The organism is Nocardiopsis sp. M1B1, assembly GCF_052466615.1.
Map to the genome: position 1 here is coordinate 2,408,978 of NZ_CP196194.1, position 16,012 is coordinate 2,424,989.

Consider the following 16,012-nt stretch of genomic DNA (forward strand, 5'->3'; position numbering starts at 1 on the left):
AGGAGCGGGATGAACCGTCTGGAACTGGACGGCGTGTACGCCGGATACGGGCGCGAGGACGTCCTGCGGGGCGTCGACGCGGCGGTCCCGGAGGGCGCGGTCACGGCGCTCGTGGGGCCCAACGGGTCGGGCAAGTCCACGCTGCTCGGCCTCATGGCGGGCACGGTCGCGGTCCGCCGGGGCGGGGTCCGGGCCTCGCGTCCGGGCCGCCCCGCCTTCGTGGTCCAGCGCAGCGCCGTCCCCGACGCCCTGCCGGTCACGGTGCGCGAGGCCGTCGCGATGGGGCGGTGGGCCCACCGGGGGTTCTGGCGGCCGCTGACCCGGCGCGACCGCGCCGTGGTCGCGGAGTGCCTGGACCGCCTGGACGTCGCCGACCTGGCCGACCGCCGCCTGGGGGAGCTGTCGGGCGGTCAGCGCCAGCGGGTGCTCATCGCCCAGGGGCTGGCGCAGGAGGCGGACCTGCTCCTGCTGGACGAGCCCTCGGCCGGGCTGGACCACCGCGCGCGCGAGTACGTGCGCCGCGTCCTGGAGCGGGCCCGCGCTGACGGGGTCACCGTCGTGCACGCCACCCACGCCCCCGACGAGGCCTTCGACGCCGACCACTGCCTGGTGCTCGCGGGCGGTCGGATCGCGGCCTCGGGGCCGCCGGAGGAGGCCGCGCGGGCCTGGGAGGGGGCGCGGGGCGCCGGATCCCGTTAGGGGGACCGGCGGGACGCGGCCGGGCCGGGGCGGAGAGGCCGCCGTCCGGGGCGGTGGATTCCGCGGACGGAGCCTTCCCTAGGCTGGCCGGGTGCTCGTACGGAACCGCTGGGCCGTCCTCTCGGTCAGCATGGTGGCGCAGGTGGCCAGTGTGTCGGCGATGTTCGGCGTGCCCGTCGTGCTGCCGCAGCTCAGGGAGGCCTTCGGCGTCACCACGGCGCAGGCCGGGATGCTGGCCGGACTGCCCTCGCTCGGCCTGCTGCTCACGCTCCTGGTGTGGGGTCTGGTGATCGACCGGTTCGGAGAGCGGCCGACGATGGCGCTGAGCCTGGTGCTCACGGCGTGCGCGCTCGGCTCGCTCTGGGCGGTCTCGGGGCTGTGGGGCGCTGTCGCGGTCCTGCTGCTGGTGGGCGCGGTCGGCGGCCCGGTCAACGCGGCGAGCGGGCGGCTGGTCCTGTCCTGGTTCTCCGAGCGCGAACGCGGCCTGGCCATGGGCGTCCGCCAGTCGGCGCTGCCCCTGGGCGTGGGCCTCTCCGCCCTGGCGCTGCCCTGGGCCGCCGGTGCCTGGGGGTTCGTCGGCGCGATGACCCTCCCGGCGGTGCTCGCGCTCCTGGCTGTCCCGTTCGTGCTGGCGATGCCCGCCTCCGCCCCCGGACGGCCCCCGGCGCCGGAGTCGGCCCACGCCTCCGCGGGCGCGGACACCGCCGACGACGCCGCGCACACCGAGGCCAGCGAGGCTTCCGCGCGTCCCGCGGCCGGATCGCCCTACCGGCACGGGCACATCTGGCGGGTGCACGGCGTGAGCATGCTGCTCGGCGTCCCGCAGATCGCGCTGATGACCTATGCCGTCATCTACCTGGTGCAGGAACAGGGGTGGAGCCCGCCCGCCGCGGGCGCGGTCGTCGCGGTGGCGCAGGTGCCCGGGGCGGCCGGGCGGCTGCTGCTGGGCGTCTGGTCCGACCGGACCGGGGACCGGATGCGCCCGGTGCGGTGGCTGGCGGCGGTCTCGGGGGTCTGCCTGGTGCTGCTCGCGGTGCTGCCGGGGGTCTGGGGGTGGACGGCCGTGCCGTTGCTCCTGGCCTGCCTGGTCCTGACGATGTGGCACAACGGCCTGACCTTCACCGCCGTCGCCGAGACGGCGGGGACCTCCTGGGCGGGGCGGGCGCTGGCCGCGCAGAACTGGCTCCAGGCGGTCAGCACGACCCTGACGCCGGTGCTCATGGCGGTGGTGATCACTCTCGCGGGCCTGCCCTTCGTCTTCGCGGTGAGCGCGCTCTTCTCCGCCGCGGCCCTCGCGGTGGTCCCGGTGACGCGGGGGAGCCGAGAGAAATGGGGTATTTGACCGGTTTGTGGGTACTGAGGTCTTGATCACGAAGCCCTCATCACATAAGTTCGCTTCCGGCACAGACGTTCGACATTCGCACGATCACTCTCCGTGAGGAGGCTGCTCCCGAAAGGGTGGAACACCCCGCCCAGCCCGGTTCCCGGCGACCCCGGGATGATCCCGGACCGGCAGGAGCGGCCCCCGCGTCCGCGCCCCCACCGCGACAAGCAGAACACGAAGCGGGATCCATGACGCGCACCAGTCCCCTGACCTCGTTCCTCGACTACGAGAGGAGCATCGCGCCACCCGGCTACAGCCGGTGGCTCATCCCGCCCGCCGCCCTGGCGGTACACCTGTCCATCGGCCAGGTGTACGCGTTCAGCGTCTTCCGCAACCCGCTGGTCGAGCGGTTCGACACCTCGCTGACCGCGATCGGGGTCATCTTCAGCATCGCCATCGTCATGCTCGGCCTGTCGGCCGCCTTCGGCGGCAAGTGGGTGGAGCGCAACGGCCCGCGCAAGGCGATGTTCGTCTCCGGCCTGTTCTGGTCCGGCGGGTTCGCGGTCGCCGCGCTGGGTGTGGCGACCGGACAGCTCTGGCTGGTCTACCTCGGCTACGGCGTCCTCGGCGGGCTCGGCCTGGGCATCGGCTACATCTCGCCGGTCTCCACCCTCATCAAGTGGTTCCCCGACCGGCCCGGCCTGGCCACGGGCATCGCGATCATGGGCTTCGGCGGCGGCGCGCTCATCGCCTCGCCGCTGTCCTCCGAACTCCTGCGGCGCTACGCCGACACCCCCGCGGACGCCATCGCCCCCGCGTTCCTCACCCTGGGCGCGGTCTACTTCGTGATCATGATGCTGGGCGCCTTCACCGTGCGCGTCCCGCCGCGGGGCTGGCGGCCCCGGGGCGCCGCTGCCGAGGAGCCCGAGGGCGCCTCCGCCAGCACGCCACCGGCCCTGGAGGGGGTGTCGGTGGAGACCGCCGTGCGCACCCCGCAGTTCTGGCTCCTGTGGACCGTGCTCTTCTGCAACGTCACCGCGGGCATCGGAATCCTGGAGCAGGCCTCGCCCATGGTGCAGGAGTTCTTCACCGGGGTCGGCCCGGCCGAGGCGGCGGGCTACGTCGGCTTCCTCTCCCTGTGCAACATGCTCGGGCGGCTCGTGTGGTCCTCGGCCTCCGACGCGATCGGCCGCAAGCGCGTCTACATCGGCTACCTCGGCCTGGGCGGGCTCCTCTACCTGCTGATCGCCATCGCCGGAACCAGCTCGATCGTGCTGTTCGTGGCGTTGACCGGCGTCATCCTGTCCTTCTACGGCGGCGGCTTCTCCACGGTGCCCGCCTACCTCAAGGACCTGTTCGGCACCTTCAACGTGGGCGCCATCCACGGCAGGCTCCTCACCGCCTGGTCGCTGGCCGGGGTCGCCGGGCCGATGATCGTCAACGTCATCGCCGACGCCCAGCTGGCCGCCGGACGCGACGGGGCCGAGCTCTACGGGCTCTCCCTCTACGTCATGGTCGGCGTCATGGCCGTGGGCTTCCTCGCGAACATGCTGGTCCGGCCCCTGCCCGAGCGGGTCCACCAGCGCGACCGGGAACGCGTCGCCGGGCGCGGCTGAGCCCGAGACCGGGGGCGGGTCCGCGACGGATACCGCCCCCGGAACCCAACACACGCCTCACCGGTCACCGAGGAAGGGCCACACATGTCAGGCAACCGGACCACCAACGCCTCCACCGTCACCGCGATCCTGCTGTGGGTGATCGTGCTCGCCGCCCTGGCCTACGGGGTGGCGCAGACCGCCGTGGACGCCGCGGCGCTCTTCGCCTCCTGAGGGACGGCTCCGCGCGAGCCCGCCAGGCGGTACGCCGCCGCGTCGGCCGCCCACCGCTCCACCCCCGCGGGGAGCGGTGGGCGGCCGGCGTTTCGCACGCTCCCCTCCGGGAATCCCGGCCGTGTGCCCGCGGGCGACGACGGGTCCTGCGGCCGACCGGCCGCCAGTGGAGAGCGGGGGAGTGGAGCGTGGACCGGCCCGAGGGGGCAGCGGAGGAAGGACCGCAGCGGGAGGAGACGCCTCGCGAGCGGACGAGGCGCCGTGCCGTCGGCCTCGGGTTCGTCCTGGGTGTCCTCGCCGGGACGGTAGCGCTGATCCTCGGCCTGAACGCGGCGGGAGCACCGCGGCAGGCCTCCTGGATCGCTACGCCGCTCCTGGCCGCCGTGCTGTGCCGGGCCGTCCCCCGCAGGTGGGTGCTCCAGGCGATCATCCCCGCCGCCTGCGCCGTTCTGCTGATGATGCCGGTGGCCGTGGTCGTGCAGCAGTTCGTCGACTGGCTGCCCTTCTACTCGGTTCTGGTCTCAGCCATCCCCGGGATCGCTGTCGCGATCCCGGTGTGGCGCCGAACGCGCGCAGACGCGGCCGACGCCACACCGGTCGGGGACCCGCTCCAGGAGGCGCACCGCCGGGACGGAGGGGAGCCCCGGCGTCCCGACCGTCGCCGGGGCGCGGAGAATCCGCTGATCCTCGGACGCCTGCGCCGTTACCTCGACGGCCCCGGGAACGCCTCCCGGGGCGGCCCGTCCTGACCCGGGGAGCGGCCGGACCCAGCTCCCCGGCACCCGCCCCGGACCGGTTCAGGGCTTCGCTATCCGGCCCCGCCCGTGTTCTCGCCCTTGGCCCAGGCGGTGACCAGCCTCTGGGCGTCGGGACGGCGCGGCATGGCCACGATGAGCAGGTCGTTCTCACGGACCCGGGTGTGCGCCGAGGGCACCAGCACCCGCTTGCCCCGCACGATCGTGGTGACCAGGCCGTGCGGCGGTTCCAGCTCCCCGAGCAGCCGGCCCACGATGTACAGCCCCGGCGCCGCGCGCACCTCGATCAGCTCGGTGCCCAGGTCGCTGATGGGCACGTCCGCCACCACGGGTTCGAGCGAGTGCCCGCCCCGGGTCAGCCCCAGCAGGCCCGCGGCGGTGCGGATGCTGGTGCCCTGCACCGCCGCGGAGACCAGCACGACGAAGAAGACGATGTCGAAGATCAGGGCGCCGTCGGGGTACCCGGCCACGAACGGGAACGTGGCCAGCACGATCGGCACGGCACCGCGCAGCCCCACCCAGCTGACGAAGGCGATCTCCCGCCACGTGTAGTCGAACCACACCAGGCACAGCGCCACCGTCGCCGGACGGGCCACCAGCACCAGGACGGCGCTGACGGCCAGCCCCGGGAGCGCCACCCCCGGCAGGTCGGAGGGGAAGACCAGCATCCCCAGCAGTAGGAACAGCCCCACCTCGGCGGTGCTGGACAGGCCCTCGTGGAAGGTCCGGATGCCCCGCCGGTGCAGGGGCGCGCGGGCGCCCACGACCAGCCCCGTGACGTAGACCGCCAGGAAGCCGGAGGCGCCCGCCAGCGCCGCGGCGCCGTAGGAGACCCCGGCCACGCCCAGCGCCAGCACCGGGTAGACCCCCGCCGGGCCCAGGTTGATGCGGGTCAGCAGCCAGCTTCCGGCGAGCCCCGCCGCGGCGCCCACGACCAGGCCCCCGACCAGCTGCATGAGGGCGAACAGCGCCCACTCGGCCGGGGACGGCGTGTCCTGCCAGGTGGCGATGAGGCCGATGGTGAGCAGGACGGCGATCGGGTCGTTGGCGCCGGACTCCACCTCCAGCAGGGACGCGACCTTGCGGGGCAGCGGGGCCCTCCGTAGCATGGCGAACACCGCGGCGGCGTCGGTGGAGGCCACGACCGCGCCGATGAGCAGGGCGGTCAGGGGGCGCACGTCCAGCAGCAGGTACGTGCCCGTCGCCAGGATCAGCGCCGTGCCCGCCACGGCCACGGTGGCCAGCGCGAACCCGGGCGCGGCGGCGCGCCTCAGGTCCCCGGGTTTGGTCGTCAGGCCGCCCTCGAAGAGGATGAGGATCAGCCCGACGGCTCCGCCGATCTGGGCGACCTCGGGGTTGTCCAGCCGGATCAGCCCGAGCCCGTCGTCGGCGATGAGCATGCCCAGCGCCAGGAACAGCAGCAGGCCGGGCAGCCGGATGCGGTTGGCGAAGCCCGAGGCCAGGATCGCCGCCACCAACAGGAGTCCGGCCGCCAGGATCCACCCGTCGGCGGGCAGGTGTACTGTCATGGTCCCCCGTCGTCGGCTCTGGGACGCGGTGGAGGGGGGGAGTGCCGATGGCCGCCGGTGGTGAGGACGGCACCGCACGGGCCCCCGCCCGCGCCATCACCCGGTTCCTGGTGCCCCTGGACGGCACCGCCGGTGCGGCGGCCGCCCTCGGCCCGGCGCTGCGCGCCGCCCGCGTCCTGCGGGTCCCCCTGGAACTGCTGACCGTGCGCGACCGCGTGAACCGCGCGTGGGTCGAGGACGTCGACGCCATCGCCGCGGGCCTGGACTACGACCGCGTCGAGGTCTCCATGGTCGGCTCCGGCTGGCCGGGGGACGTGATCGTCGACGCGGTCGCCGAGCAGCCCGGAACGGTCGTGTGCATGGCCACCCACGACCGGGACCGGTTCTCACGCCTGGTGGCGGGCAGTGTCACCGGACACGTGCTGCGCCAGGCCGCCGCCCCGGTGCTCATGATAGGTCCCGGGTACCTGTGTGACGGGGGAGGCGGGGCCGGTGGCCGCGCCCTCGTGTGCCTGGACGGCGGTTCCCGCGACGCCGACACGCTCGTCCTGGGGCGGGGGTGGGCCCGCCAGCTCGGACTGGAGGTGGAGCTGGTGCACGTGGCCTCGCCCGGCGGGGCGGCCGTGGCCGGGGCGCGGCTGTCGGGGGCCGCGCGGAGGCTGGAGGCGGACGGCCTGGCGGTGCGCACGACCGTGCTGACCGGCGCCGACCCCGCGGGCGACATCACCGGGCTGCTCCACCGCCGCCCCGGCGCCCTGGCGGTGCTCGCCAGCCGCGCCCGGGTGGGGATTCCCAAGCTCGTCCTGGGCAGCGTCAGCTCGCGGATCCTCGCGGCCAGCCCCCGCCCCGTCCTCCTCACGCGCTCGTCCTGAGGTCGCGCTCCCCGACGCACTGACCGGCAAACGCCGCCCGCGAGGCGCGGGGGGCCCGGCCCCGGAGCGCGCGGGGGTCGGCGTCCCCGCGCGACCGGTGCGTCAGTCGGCGGCCAGGGTCTGGCGGTAGTGCGCGATGAGCGCCTCGTCGGGACCGGCCTGCGCCGGTTCCGCGCGTCCGTCCAGCACGGCGGCGAGCGTGCGCAGGCACACGTCCCACCCCGCCGCGGTGTTGGCCGTCCATGCCGGGTCGGCGACGGTGTTGGACAGGCGCAGCACGCACCCGTCGCCGTCCTCCTCCAGGGTCCAGCGCAGGTCCTCGCCGTCCCAGCGGAAGGCCAGGACGTGCGGCGGCGCGAACTCGGTGATCGGCGCGGTCTCCGGTTCCTCTCCGGGGAAGGTGAGCGTGAGCGCGCCGCCCTCGCGCGCGTCGATCGCCACCCGGCAGGGGAACCACCGGCTGAGCGCCTCGTCGGTGGTCAGCGCGGCCCAGACCGTCGGCAGCGGGTGCGGGTAGCGGCGGGTGAAGCGCAGTACGGGAGCGCCGGACGTGCTCGTCCCGACGCGGACCTCGGTGCTCATGGCTGCTGCCCCTCCTGTGGGTGCGTGGAGTCCAGGTACTCGCCCAGTTCGTCCAGCCGGTCCGTCCAGAACGCCCGGTAGGGGCGCAGCCAGTCGTCCAGGTCGCGCAGCGCCTCGGCCCGCAGGCGGTAGCGCCGCCCCTGCCGTTCGGCGGTCTCGGAGACCAGCCCGGCGGTGCGCAGCACGCGCAGGTGCTTGGAGACGTTGGGCTGGCTCATGTCCAGCCCGGCGACCAGGTCCTTGACGAGCAGGCCCTCGCTGCGGCGCAGCGCGTCCAGGATGCGGCGCCTGCTGGGCTCGGCCAGGACGGCGAACAGATCGGGCATGTGTTGAGTATGCCTGAGTGATTATATAACCGTCAAGGCATCAACGGGGGAGTGCGCTCCCCCGGGGGAGGGTCCCGGCCTGCCTGGGGGCGGCGCCGGACGGCCGTCCGGAGGACCGGCTGCCCGGAGGGCCCGGGTCCCGCCGGGAGCGCCCGACGGGGCCCGGAGCGGTCTAGCCGCCCGTCAGCCGCTCAGCTCCGGTTTGCCGAACAGCGCGGCGTAGCCGGAGGGGAGCTGGCTGAGGATGTGGTTGAGCTGGCCCCCGGTGACCCGGCGGGAGACGGTGGTGAGCACGGCGCTGGCGTCCCACTCGGCGGTCCGGGGCCGGGCCCCGGTGGCGGCGCCCACCCGGGTGAGGAACTCCTCCACACCGAAGGACTCCGCCTCCAGCAGTTCGCCCTGCTGGATCGCCTCGCCCAGTTCGTCGGGCAGCTGCGCGACCAGGTGTTCCGCGCCGTTCGCCTGGAGCCGGGGCGCCAGCACGCCCAGTACCGCGCGGCTGACCTGCTCGGCCTCGTCGCGATCGGCGTACTCGCCCAGCTCGCGGACCTCGTTCAGGAACTCGTCGTAGTGCATCTCGACCTCCACGTGGTGGCGGATGTCCGGGTCCCCTGCCCGCTCCCCGGCGGAGGCAATCACCGGGGAGCGGGCGGGTCCGCCCGTGCGGGGCGCCCTCAGCGCAGGGCGCCGACCCCGGAGTCCGTCGCCAGATCCGCGTACCCGGCCGTCCAGCCCTCCGCCCCCAGCCGCCTGAGCAGCGGTCCGGCGGCGGTGGCCGGCGCCGCGAACTCCGCCGTCAGGGTGTCGTGGTCCCAGGAGGCGGACACGTCGTCGGCGGTGACGCCGGACTCGTCCAGCACCGCCAGCAGCCGTGCCAGCTCTCCGGGGGCCTCCTCCACCGCCACCCGCAGACGCGCCCCGCCCGGCGGCTGCTCCCGGAGCAGCCCCAGACCCTGGGAGCCCCGGTCCAACAGGTCGCGCACCCGGCCCGACTCCCGCGCGCCCTGCCCCGGACCGGAGCGGGAGAGCACGTCCAGGGAGGCCAGCACCAGTGACAGGTCCTCGTGCAGGTCGCGCAGCACCCCGACCAGCGGCCCGGAGTTGGCGCGCAGGATGTCGGTCCACAGCCGGGGGTCGCCGCCCGCGACGCGGGTGGTGTCGCGCAGCCCCTGCCCGGCCAGGCGGAAGGCCTCCTCGGTCCCGCCGCGCAACCGCGCCGCCATCAGGCTCGCCACCACGTGCGGTGCGTGCGAGGTCAGCGCCACCGCGTCGTCGTGGGCCTGGCTGTCCATCATCACCGGGACCGCGCCGCACAGGCAGATCATCTCCAGCGCCCGGTTGAGCACCGGCCGCGCGGTGGCCGCCGTCGGCGTGAGCACCCAGGTACGGCCCTCGAACAGGTCCGCGCGGGCCGCCAGGGGACCCGCCCGCTCCCGTCCGGCCAGGGGGTGGCCGCCGATGAACGTCGCCGGGTCCGCGATGGCGCTCAGCACGTCCCGGCCGGGCGCGGACTTCACGCTGGCCACGTCCGTGTAGGCCCGGGCCAGGCCGCGCAACTGCTGCTCGGCCAGGACGGCGCCGACCATGCTGGGCGGCACCGCGATCACGGCCAGGTCCGCCGCCTCGGCCGGGGCGCCGACGGTTCCGGCGCCCAGCGCGGCGGCGGTGCGGGCCGCGGCGGGGTCCCGGTCCATCAGGTGGACGGCGACCCCGTGCCGTCCCGCGGCCAGCGCCACGGACGTTCCGATGAGCCCCGTGCCGACCACCGCCATGGTGCGGATCACGGCGCACCGCCCTCCAGGTCCTCGCGCAGGCACGCGGCTCCGCCCAGGTAGACGTGCTGGACGTCCGCGCGGGCCAGGCCGCTGCGCGCGTGCACCATCAGGCGCACCGTCCGGGGCAGCGCTCCGGACACGTCCAGCTCCCGCGCGCACATCAGGGGCACGTCCAGCAGTCCCAGCTCGCGCGCCGCCTCCGCCGGGAAGGCGCTCACCAGGTCCGAGGTGGAGGTGAACAGGATGCTCACCAGGTCCTCGCCGCCGATGCCGTTGGCGTCCAGGACCTTGGTGAGCAGCTCGCGGACCCCCGCGAGCAGGTGCTCCCTCTCGTCGCGGTCCAGCTGCACCGCTCCGCGTACCGCGCACACGTTCATCGGCGCGCCTCCCCCGCCCGGCGGGCCTCTCCCAGAACCTCGGCGACCAGGAAGGCCAGGTCCAGGGACTGGCTGCGGTTCAGGCGCGGGTCGCAGGCGGTCTCGTACCGGCGCCGCAGGTCGTCCACGCCGATGCGGCTCCCGCCGCCCACGCACTCGGTCACGTCGTCGCCGGTCAGCTCCACGTGGATGCCGCCGGGGTGGGTGCCCAGGGCGTGGTGGACCTCGAAGAAGCCCCGCACCTCGTCCAGGACGTCGTCGAAGCGCCGGGTCTTGTGCCCGCTGCCGGCGGTGAAGGTGTTGCCGTGCATGGGGTCGCACACCCACGCGATCCGCGCGCCGGACGCCGTGACCTTCTCCACCAGCGCGGGCAGGCGGTCGCGGACGCGTCCGGCGCCCATCCTCGTGATGAGGGTCAGCCGTCCGGGCTCGCGTTCGGGGTCGAGCCTGTCCACCAGCGCCAGCACCTCGTCGGGTTCGGCGCCGGGGCCGAGCTTGACCCCGACCGGGTTGCGTATGCGCGAGGCGAACTCCACGTGCGCCCCGTCCAGCCGCCGCGTGCGCTCGCCGATCCAGACCATGTGCCCGGACACGGCGTAGAGTCCGCCGGTACGCGAGTCCACGCGGGTCAGCGCCGCCTCGTAGTCCAGCAGCAGGGCCTCGTGGGACGAGTAGAACTCGGTGGTGCGCACGGCCTCGGCGTCGGTGACCCCGCACGCCCGCATGAACGCCAGCGCGTTGTCGATCTCGCGGGCCAGGCGCTCGTAGCGCCGTCCGGCGGGGGAGTCGCGGACGAAGTCGCGGTTCCAGGCGTGCACCTGGGACAGGTCGGCGTAGCCGCCGGTGGTGAAGGCGCGCACCAGGTTCAGGGTCGCCGCGGAGGCGTGGTAGGCGCGCTTGAGCCGCTCGGGGTCGGGGCGCCTGTCCTCGGCGGTGAACGCGCGTCCGTTGACGGCGTCGCCGCGGTAGGAGGGCAGGCTCACCCCGTCACGGGTCTCGGTGGGGCTGGAACGCGGCTTGCTGTACTGCCCGGCGATGCGGCCCACCTTCACCACGGGGACGGAGCCCGCGTAGGTGAGCACGGCGCCCATCTGGAAGAGCGTCTTGAGCTTGTTCCTGATCTGGTCGGCGGAGACGCCGTCGAGGGCCTCGGCGCAGTCGCCTCCCTGGAGGAGGAACTCCTCGCCGCGCGCCACGGCGCCCAGGCGGGTCCTGAGCTGGTCGCACTCGCCCGCGAAGACCAGCGGCGGGTAGGAGGCCAGGTCGGTGAGCGTGTCGGAGAGGGCTGCGGGGTCGGGCCAGTCGGGCTGCTGTTCGGCGGGTAGGGAACGCCAGTCGTCCACGGTGGTCGTGCTCTGCTCGGGGTTCATGGTGGCCATGCCTCACAAGGGGGTGGGGGAGGGGCGGCACGGGGCGGTGGCGGGGCTCGGCGGGGACGGGGCCGAGGAGGCGCGGGCGGTCCGGTGGTGGTGGTGGGGCGGGGGGAGAGGAAAGGGGGTGCCGCCCCGGGTCCGGGAGGCGGCACCCGGTCGGTGTCAGGCCCCCGTGGGGTGGGCGGCCCGGTCCTCCTCCACCGGCCTCGGCGCGGTCTGGGGCGGCACGTACAGGTCGGTGGCCTCGTGGCCAACCCTGCGCGCGGTCAGGGCCGCGGGCACCATGGCCAGCAGCGCGAGCAGGGCCAGGACGACGCCGACCCACAGCGGTGCGCGCAGGCCGAAGGCGTCGATGCCCATGCCGCCGATCCAGGAGCCGACGACCACGCCCATGGTGATGAACGAGGAGTGGACGGTGTTGACCAGGGCGCGCGGGTTCCCGGCGCGCTGGACGCGGGTGATCATCGCGGGGTTCAGCGTGATGCCCACCAGGCCGATGCCCGCCATCGCCAGCAGGGCGGGGACCGGCAGGTCCGCGAAGAGCGCGAAGACGCCCAGGAAGACCGTGTTGAGCGCCAGACCGGCCACGATGACGGTCACGGTGTGGGACATGGCCAGGCGGCCGACCACGATGTTGCCGATGACCGTGGCCCCGCCGTAGCCCAGGAGCAGCAGCGGCACGATGTCGCGGGAGAACCCGGTGACCTCGGTGAGGATCGGTGTGAAGTAGGAGAACGCCGCGAAGGTGGCGCCGATGATGAGCGTGGAGGTGGCCATGATGGTCCACAGGCGCGGGCGGCGGAACACCTCCAGCTCGGAGCGCAGGGCCCCGGCCTCCTCGGCCTTCTCCAGGCGCGGCAGGGCGAGCATGGTTGCCGCGGCCACGACCACGGTCAGCACGCCGACGGCGGCGAAGGCGGCGCGCCAGCCGAACTGGCCGCCGATGAGCGTGGACAGCGGCAGGCCGAGCAGGGTGCCCACCATGAGGCCCTGGAGGGCCACACCGGTGGCGCGCCCGCGCAGGTGCGGCGCGGTGACCTGCGCGACCGCCGACAGGGCGACGCCGAAGAAGGCTCCGGCGGCCGCTCCGGTGACCACGCGGGCCACGAGCATGGGCCAGTAGGAGGTGGACAGGGCGGCCAGCGCGTTGCCGACGAAGAAGATCGCGAAGAGCACCATCAGGGCGTGGTTCGTGCGCAGACGGAGCACCGACAGGGTCGCCAGCGGACCGCCGAGCGCCATCGCCAGTGCGAACGCGGTGATGAGGTAGCCGATCTGCGGGATGGTGGCCCCCAGGTCCTCGGACATCTGCGGCATGAGTCCACCGACGAGCAGCTCGCTGGTGACCATGGCGAAGATGCCGAGCGCCATGAGGTAGACGGACTTGGGCATCGGAGCTTCCTTCTGAGTTTTGAATTGATCAGAACAAAACTAGGGCGCACGGGGAGACGCACGCGGGCGCGCGGCCGCGCCGACGCGGGTCGGGGGAGTCAGCGCGGACGTGCTGGTCGGGGGTGTTGGCCGGTCGGTCCCGGGGTCAGGGCCTGAGTGCCTCGATCCCGCTGGAGGCGATGCCCTCCAGCACCGTTCTCCCGGCGCCCGACTGGGCCGCGACCCTCATCCCGGAGATGAGGGAGGTCACGTACCAGGCGAGGTCACCGGGGTCCCGGTCGGCGGCGATCGAACCGTCGAGCTGGCCGTCCATGACGGTCAGGCGCAGTGAGGACAGGCGCTTGTGCAGGTCCGCCTCCACCACCTGGGCGATGCCCGGGTTGCGCGAGGCCACCGCGGTGATGGTGTTGACGGTGAAGCACCCCGACCCGCGGCCGTTCTCCCGGTTGTCGGTCTCGTCCTCCACGATCACGGTCAGCAGCGAACCGATCCGGTCCAGTCCGTTGCCCTTGGTGGAGTCCAGGACGGACCCCTGCCGCGCGGTCATGGTGGTGACGTAGTAGGAGAGCGCCCGTCGGAACAGGTGCTCCTTGGAGTGGAAGGTGTTGTAGAGGCTGCTGCGGGTCAGTCCGGTCGCCTGGCACAGGTCGGCCGTGGAGGTCCCGTCGAACCCCTTGGCCCAGAACTCGCGACAGGCCGCCCGGACCACCTGCTCCTCGTCGAACTGGCGTGGTCTCCCCATGGTCCAGACGGTACCACTTTATGGATGGCTCGTCACAAAAAATCGGGGATCCGTGAGAGGCGCGCGGGCCGCCGGCGGCCCCGGCGGCCCGCGCCCGGTCAGGCGTTGCGACCACCGTCCACACCCAGCCGGGCGCCGGTGGTGAACCCCGCGGACGGGGAGACCAGGTAGGCGACCGCCTCGGCGACCTCCTCCGGAGTCGCGAACCTGCCCAGCGGCGACGCCTCCTTCTGCGGCGCGGAGTTGGGCCCGTCCTGCGGGTTCATGTCGGTGTCGGTGGCGCCCGGGGCCACCTCGTTCACCGTGATGCCGCGCGGCCCGAGGTCACGGGCCAGCGCCTTGGTCATACCGGTGATCGCGGCCTTGGAGGTCGCGTAGACGGTGTACCCGGCGCCGGGGACGCGCTCGCCCACGCAGGAGCCGAGGTTGACGATCCGTCCGCCCTCGCCCAGGTGGCGCGCCGCAGCGCGGGAGGCCAGCAGGGGGCCGCGCACGTTGACGTCGAGCACGCGAGCGGCGACCGCCGGGTCCAGGTCGTCGATCACGGCGGAGGAGGGGTCCAGCACCCCCGCGTTGTTGACCAGGATGTCCAGGCCGCCCAGCAGTTCGGCGGCCTCGTCCACGACCCGCTCCGCGTCCCGGGCGTCGCCCGTGTCGGCCTGCACGATCACCGCCTTGCCGCCGGTCCGCTCGGCGATGGCCGCGGCGGTGGCCGCGGCCGACTCGGCGTCGGCGCGGTAGCTGATCGCCACCGCCGCCCCGTCGCGGGCCAGGCGCAGGGCGATGGCCGCCCCGATCCCGCGGCCTCCGCCGGTCACCAGTGCCCGCCTGCCTTCGAGGACGCCGCTCATACCCTGATCTCCTGCTCCGTGTCGGTGTGGTGGGCGAGGTCGGCGCGCGCGTCGGCGGTCCGCCCCCGCGTGAACTGGATCTGGACCGACCCGTACTTCTCGCCGACGTCGTTGATCCTGCCGTCGTCGGCCGGGTCGCGCGGCGGCGCCGGGCGCGCGGCCACGACCGGGGACCCCGCCTCCAGGAAGAAGCGCTCATAGCCCCCGGGCGTGAAGATCAGCAGCTGGCGCGCCGGATGCGTGCCGGTGTTGCGGAACCCGTGGACGGTCCCGTGCGGGATGAACACGTAGTCCCCGGCCCGGGCCCGGAAGGTGCGCTCACCGGCGTAGATCTCCAGCTCCCCGTCCAGGACGTAGAACGCCTCGTCCTCGACGTCGTGCGTGTGCAGCGGCGGCCCGCCCCCCGGCGGGACGGAAGCCTCGATGAGCGTCATCGCGCCCCGGGACTCGTCCCCCGAGGCCTTGACCGTGTACACGTCGCCGTTGAGCCACACGGTCCTGCCCTCGCCGCGGGCGCGGAACACGACCCCCGGCTCGGGCGCGGGCGTGGTCAGCAGTTCCTCGGGCACGCTCATACCGGGGCCCCCTTGCGTTCCGGGACGGCGGAGGCGGACAGCACCCGCCCGTCGCTGAGCACCCTTCCGGCCTGGGCGGGCGCCTCCTGCCCGTCCTGGTCGATGGTGAGCACGCGCAGCCAGGCGTCCCGGCAGCCCACGAACACCCCCTCGGGGGAGGTGCGCACCAGGCCGGGCACCGGCGGCCCGTCCGGGGCGGGGCCGCCGCCGGTGACGGAGAGGATGGTGACCGTCTCGCCCTCGGGGGTCTGGGCGAACGCGCCCGGGTGCCGGTAGCCCGCGCGTACGTGGCAGGAGACCTTGTGCGCGGTGTAGGTGAAGTCCAACCGGTACTGGTCGGCGCCCGGCCGGGTGAAGTAGGTCCGCTCCGAGGGGTCCTGAGGGACGCGGGTCAGCGTCCGCCGGGCCAGGCTCGGGATCAGGTCGAGCAGCATCAGGACGTTGGCCCGCTCCTGGATGGTGCGCAGCTCCAGGGCGGTCTCCCGGCCGGTCAGCGGGGTGGCGTGCTGGGCGAGGATGGCACCGGTGTCCAGTCCCTCGGCCATCTCGATCGCGGTCACCGCGCCCTCGGTCTCGCCGTTGCGCACCATCCAGTAGAAGGGCGCGAGACCGGCGTAGCGGGGCAGCGGGCTGGGGTGGAAGTTGACCGAGGTGACGCGGGGGACCGAGAGCAGGTCGGCCTTGAGCACCTGCTGGAAGTTGCCCACGACCAGGTAGTCGGGGGCCATCGCCCGCAGCGCCTCCACCGTGTCGGGGGAGTTCACGCTCCCGGGGCGCAGGACCGGGACGCCGAGGCGTTCGGCCCGGCCCTCCAGGTCCACCTGCTGGTCGTCGCTGACGAAGTAGTCGCACACCTTGCCCGGAGGGCTGGTCACGACGGCGGCGAGGTCGATCAGGGGGTGGTGGTGGAGCATGTCGAGGAAGGGGGAACCGAGTTTGGAGTTGACCTCGGATAAGAGGACGACGCGTGCGGTCTCGGGCATCACTGCTCCTTGTGCGTGGGGGGCGGTC

At 74.1% G+C, this 16,012-nt stretch carries 18 protein-coding genes; 6 read left to right on the forward strand and 12 right to left on the reverse strand.

Translation table 11 applies throughout. The annotated features are described in order from the left end of the window. Nucleotides 1-9: 9 nt before the first annotated feature. The 5 genes from aztA to ACSTA4_RS10430 all read left to right on the forward strand — a co-directional run bounded on the left by aztA (nt 10) and on the right by ACSTA4_RS10430 (nt 4,601). Nucleotides 10-699: a zinc ABC transporter ATP-binding protein AztA gene (gene aztA, locus ACSTA4_RS10410; protein ID WP_444963346.1), complete on the forward strand. Its 690-nt coding sequence runs from the start codon at nt 10-12 to the stop codon at nt 697-699. Between the two features lie 91 nt (nt 700-790). After that, a complete protein-coding gene (locus tag ACSTA4_RS10415) occupies nt 791-2,041 on the forward strand; it encodes an MFS transporter (RefSeq protein WP_444963347.1) in 1,251 nt (416 codons plus the stop codon). Between the two features lie 230 nt (nt 2,042-2,271). After that, nucleotides 2,272-3,639, forward strand: a complete 1,368-nt coding sequence (locus ACSTA4_RS10420; protein WP_444963348.1) for an L-lactate MFS transporter — start codon at nt 2,272-2,274, stop codon at nt 3,637-3,639. Between the two features lie 84 nt (nt 3,640-3,723). Further along, nucleotides 3,724-3,852 carry an MFS transporter small subunit gene (locus tag ACSTA4_RS10425; RefSeq protein ID WP_019610327.1) on the forward strand — a complete coding sequence of 43 codons (129 nt, stop codon included), beginning with the start codon at nt 3,724-3,726 and terminating at the stop codon, nt 3,850-3,852. A 188-nt stretch (nt 3,853-4,040) separates the two neighbouring features. Then, nucleotides 4,041-4,601, forward strand: a complete 561-nt coding sequence (locus ACSTA4_RS10430; protein WP_444963349.1) for a hypothetical protein — start codon at nt 4,041-4,043, stop codon at nt 4,599-4,601. Between the two features lie 59 nt (nt 4,602-4,660). Here ACSTA4_RS10430 and ACSTA4_RS10435 read toward each other — a convergent pair whose 3' ends face one another. Then, entirely contained in the window at nt 4,661-6,136 is a 1,476-nt protein-coding gene (locus tag ACSTA4_RS10435) for a potassium/proton antiporter (protein WP_444963350.1), read from the reverse strand. A gap of 47 nt (nt 6,137-6,183) precedes the next feature. Between ACSTA4_RS10435 and ACSTA4_RS10440 the strand changes: the two genes are divergently transcribed. Next, a complete protein-coding gene (locus ACSTA4_RS10440; RefSeq protein ID WP_444963351.1) occupies nt 6,184-7,008 on the forward strand; it encodes a universal stress protein in 825 nt (274 codons plus the stop codon). A 102-nt stretch (nt 7,009-7,110) separates the two neighbouring features. On the opposite strand, the gene ACSTA4_RS10445 is transcribed toward ACSTA4_RS10440, so the two are convergent. The 11 genes from ACSTA4_RS10445 to ACSTA4_RS10495 all read right to left on the reverse strand — a co-directional run bounded on the left by ACSTA4_RS10445 (nt 7,111) and on the right by ACSTA4_RS10495 (nt 15,984). Next, on the reverse strand, nt 7,111-7,590 hold the full coding sequence (locus ACSTA4_RS10445; protein WP_416028678.1) for an SRPBCC family protein: 480 nt from the start codon (nt 7,588-7,590) through the stop codon (nt 7,111-7,113). Next, nucleotides 7,587-7,916, reverse strand: coding sequence for an ArsR/SmtB family transcription factor (locus ACSTA4_RS10450; protein WP_212640584.1), 330 nt, complete (start codon nt 7,914-7,916; stop codon nt 7,587-7,589). The genes ACSTA4_RS10445 and ACSTA4_RS10450 overlap by 4 nt, the downstream gene beginning before the upstream one ends. Nucleotides 7,917-8,099: 183 nt before the next feature. Further along, a complete protein-coding gene (locus ACSTA4_RS10455) occupies nt 8,100-8,492 on the reverse strand; it encodes a DUF2267 domain-containing protein (RefSeq protein WP_150254920.1) in 393 nt (130 codons plus the stop codon). 98 nt (nt 8,493-8,590) lie between these two features. Then, entirely contained in the window at nt 8,591-9,700 is a 1,110-nt protein-coding gene (locus ACSTA4_RS10460; protein ID WP_444963352.1) for a prephenate dehydrogenase, read from the reverse strand. Next, nucleotides 9,697-10,068 carry a chorismate mutase gene (gene aroH, locus ACSTA4_RS10465; RefSeq protein WP_047869121.1) on the reverse strand — a complete coding sequence of 124 codons (372 nt, stop codon included), beginning with the start codon at nt 10,066-10,068 and terminating at the stop codon, nt 9,697-9,699. Before aroH ends, ACSTA4_RS10460 begins: the two co-directional genes overlap by 4 nt. Then, nucleotides 10,065-11,447 carry a class II 3-deoxy-7-phosphoheptulonate synthase gene (locus ACSTA4_RS10470; protein ID WP_444963353.1) on the reverse strand — a complete coding sequence of 461 codons (1,383 nt, stop codon included), beginning with the start codon at nt 11,445-11,447 and terminating at the stop codon, nt 10,065-10,067. Before ACSTA4_RS10470 ends, aroH begins: the two co-directional genes overlap by 4 nt. A 156-nt stretch (nt 11,448-11,603) precedes the next feature. Beyond that, the gene (locus ACSTA4_RS10475) at nt 11,604-12,833 is read right to left on the reverse strand and encodes an MFS transporter (RefSeq protein WP_444963354.1); all 1,230 of its coding nucleotides are present in this window, start codon (nt 12,831-12,833) and stop codon (nt 11,604-11,606) included. Between the two features lie 145 nt (nt 12,834-12,978). Next, nucleotides 12,979-13,575, reverse strand: coding sequence for a TetR/AcrR family transcriptional regulator (locus ACSTA4_RS10480; RefSeq protein ID WP_444963355.1), 597 nt, complete (start codon nt 13,573-13,575; stop codon nt 12,979-12,981). Nucleotides 13,576-13,673: 98 nt separating this feature from the next. Further along, nucleotides 13,674-14,426: an SDR family oxidoreductase gene (locus tag ACSTA4_RS10485; RefSeq protein ID WP_444963356.1), complete on the reverse strand. Its 753-nt coding sequence runs from the start codon at nt 14,424-14,426 to the stop codon at nt 13,674-13,676. Continuing rightward, entirely contained in the window at nt 14,423-15,001 is a 579-nt protein-coding gene (locus ACSTA4_RS10490) for a quercetin 2,3-dioxygenase (protein ID WP_444963357.1), read from the reverse strand. Before ACSTA4_RS10490 ends, ACSTA4_RS10485 begins: the two co-directional genes overlap by 4 nt. Beyond that, nucleotides 14,998-15,984, reverse strand: a complete 987-nt coding sequence (locus ACSTA4_RS10495) for a methionyl-tRNA formyltransferase (RefSeq protein ID WP_444963358.1) — start codon at nt 15,982-15,984, stop codon at nt 14,998-15,000. Before ACSTA4_RS10495 ends, ACSTA4_RS10490 begins: the two co-directional genes overlap by 4 nt. Nucleotides 15,985-16,012 lie beyond the last annotated feature (28 nt).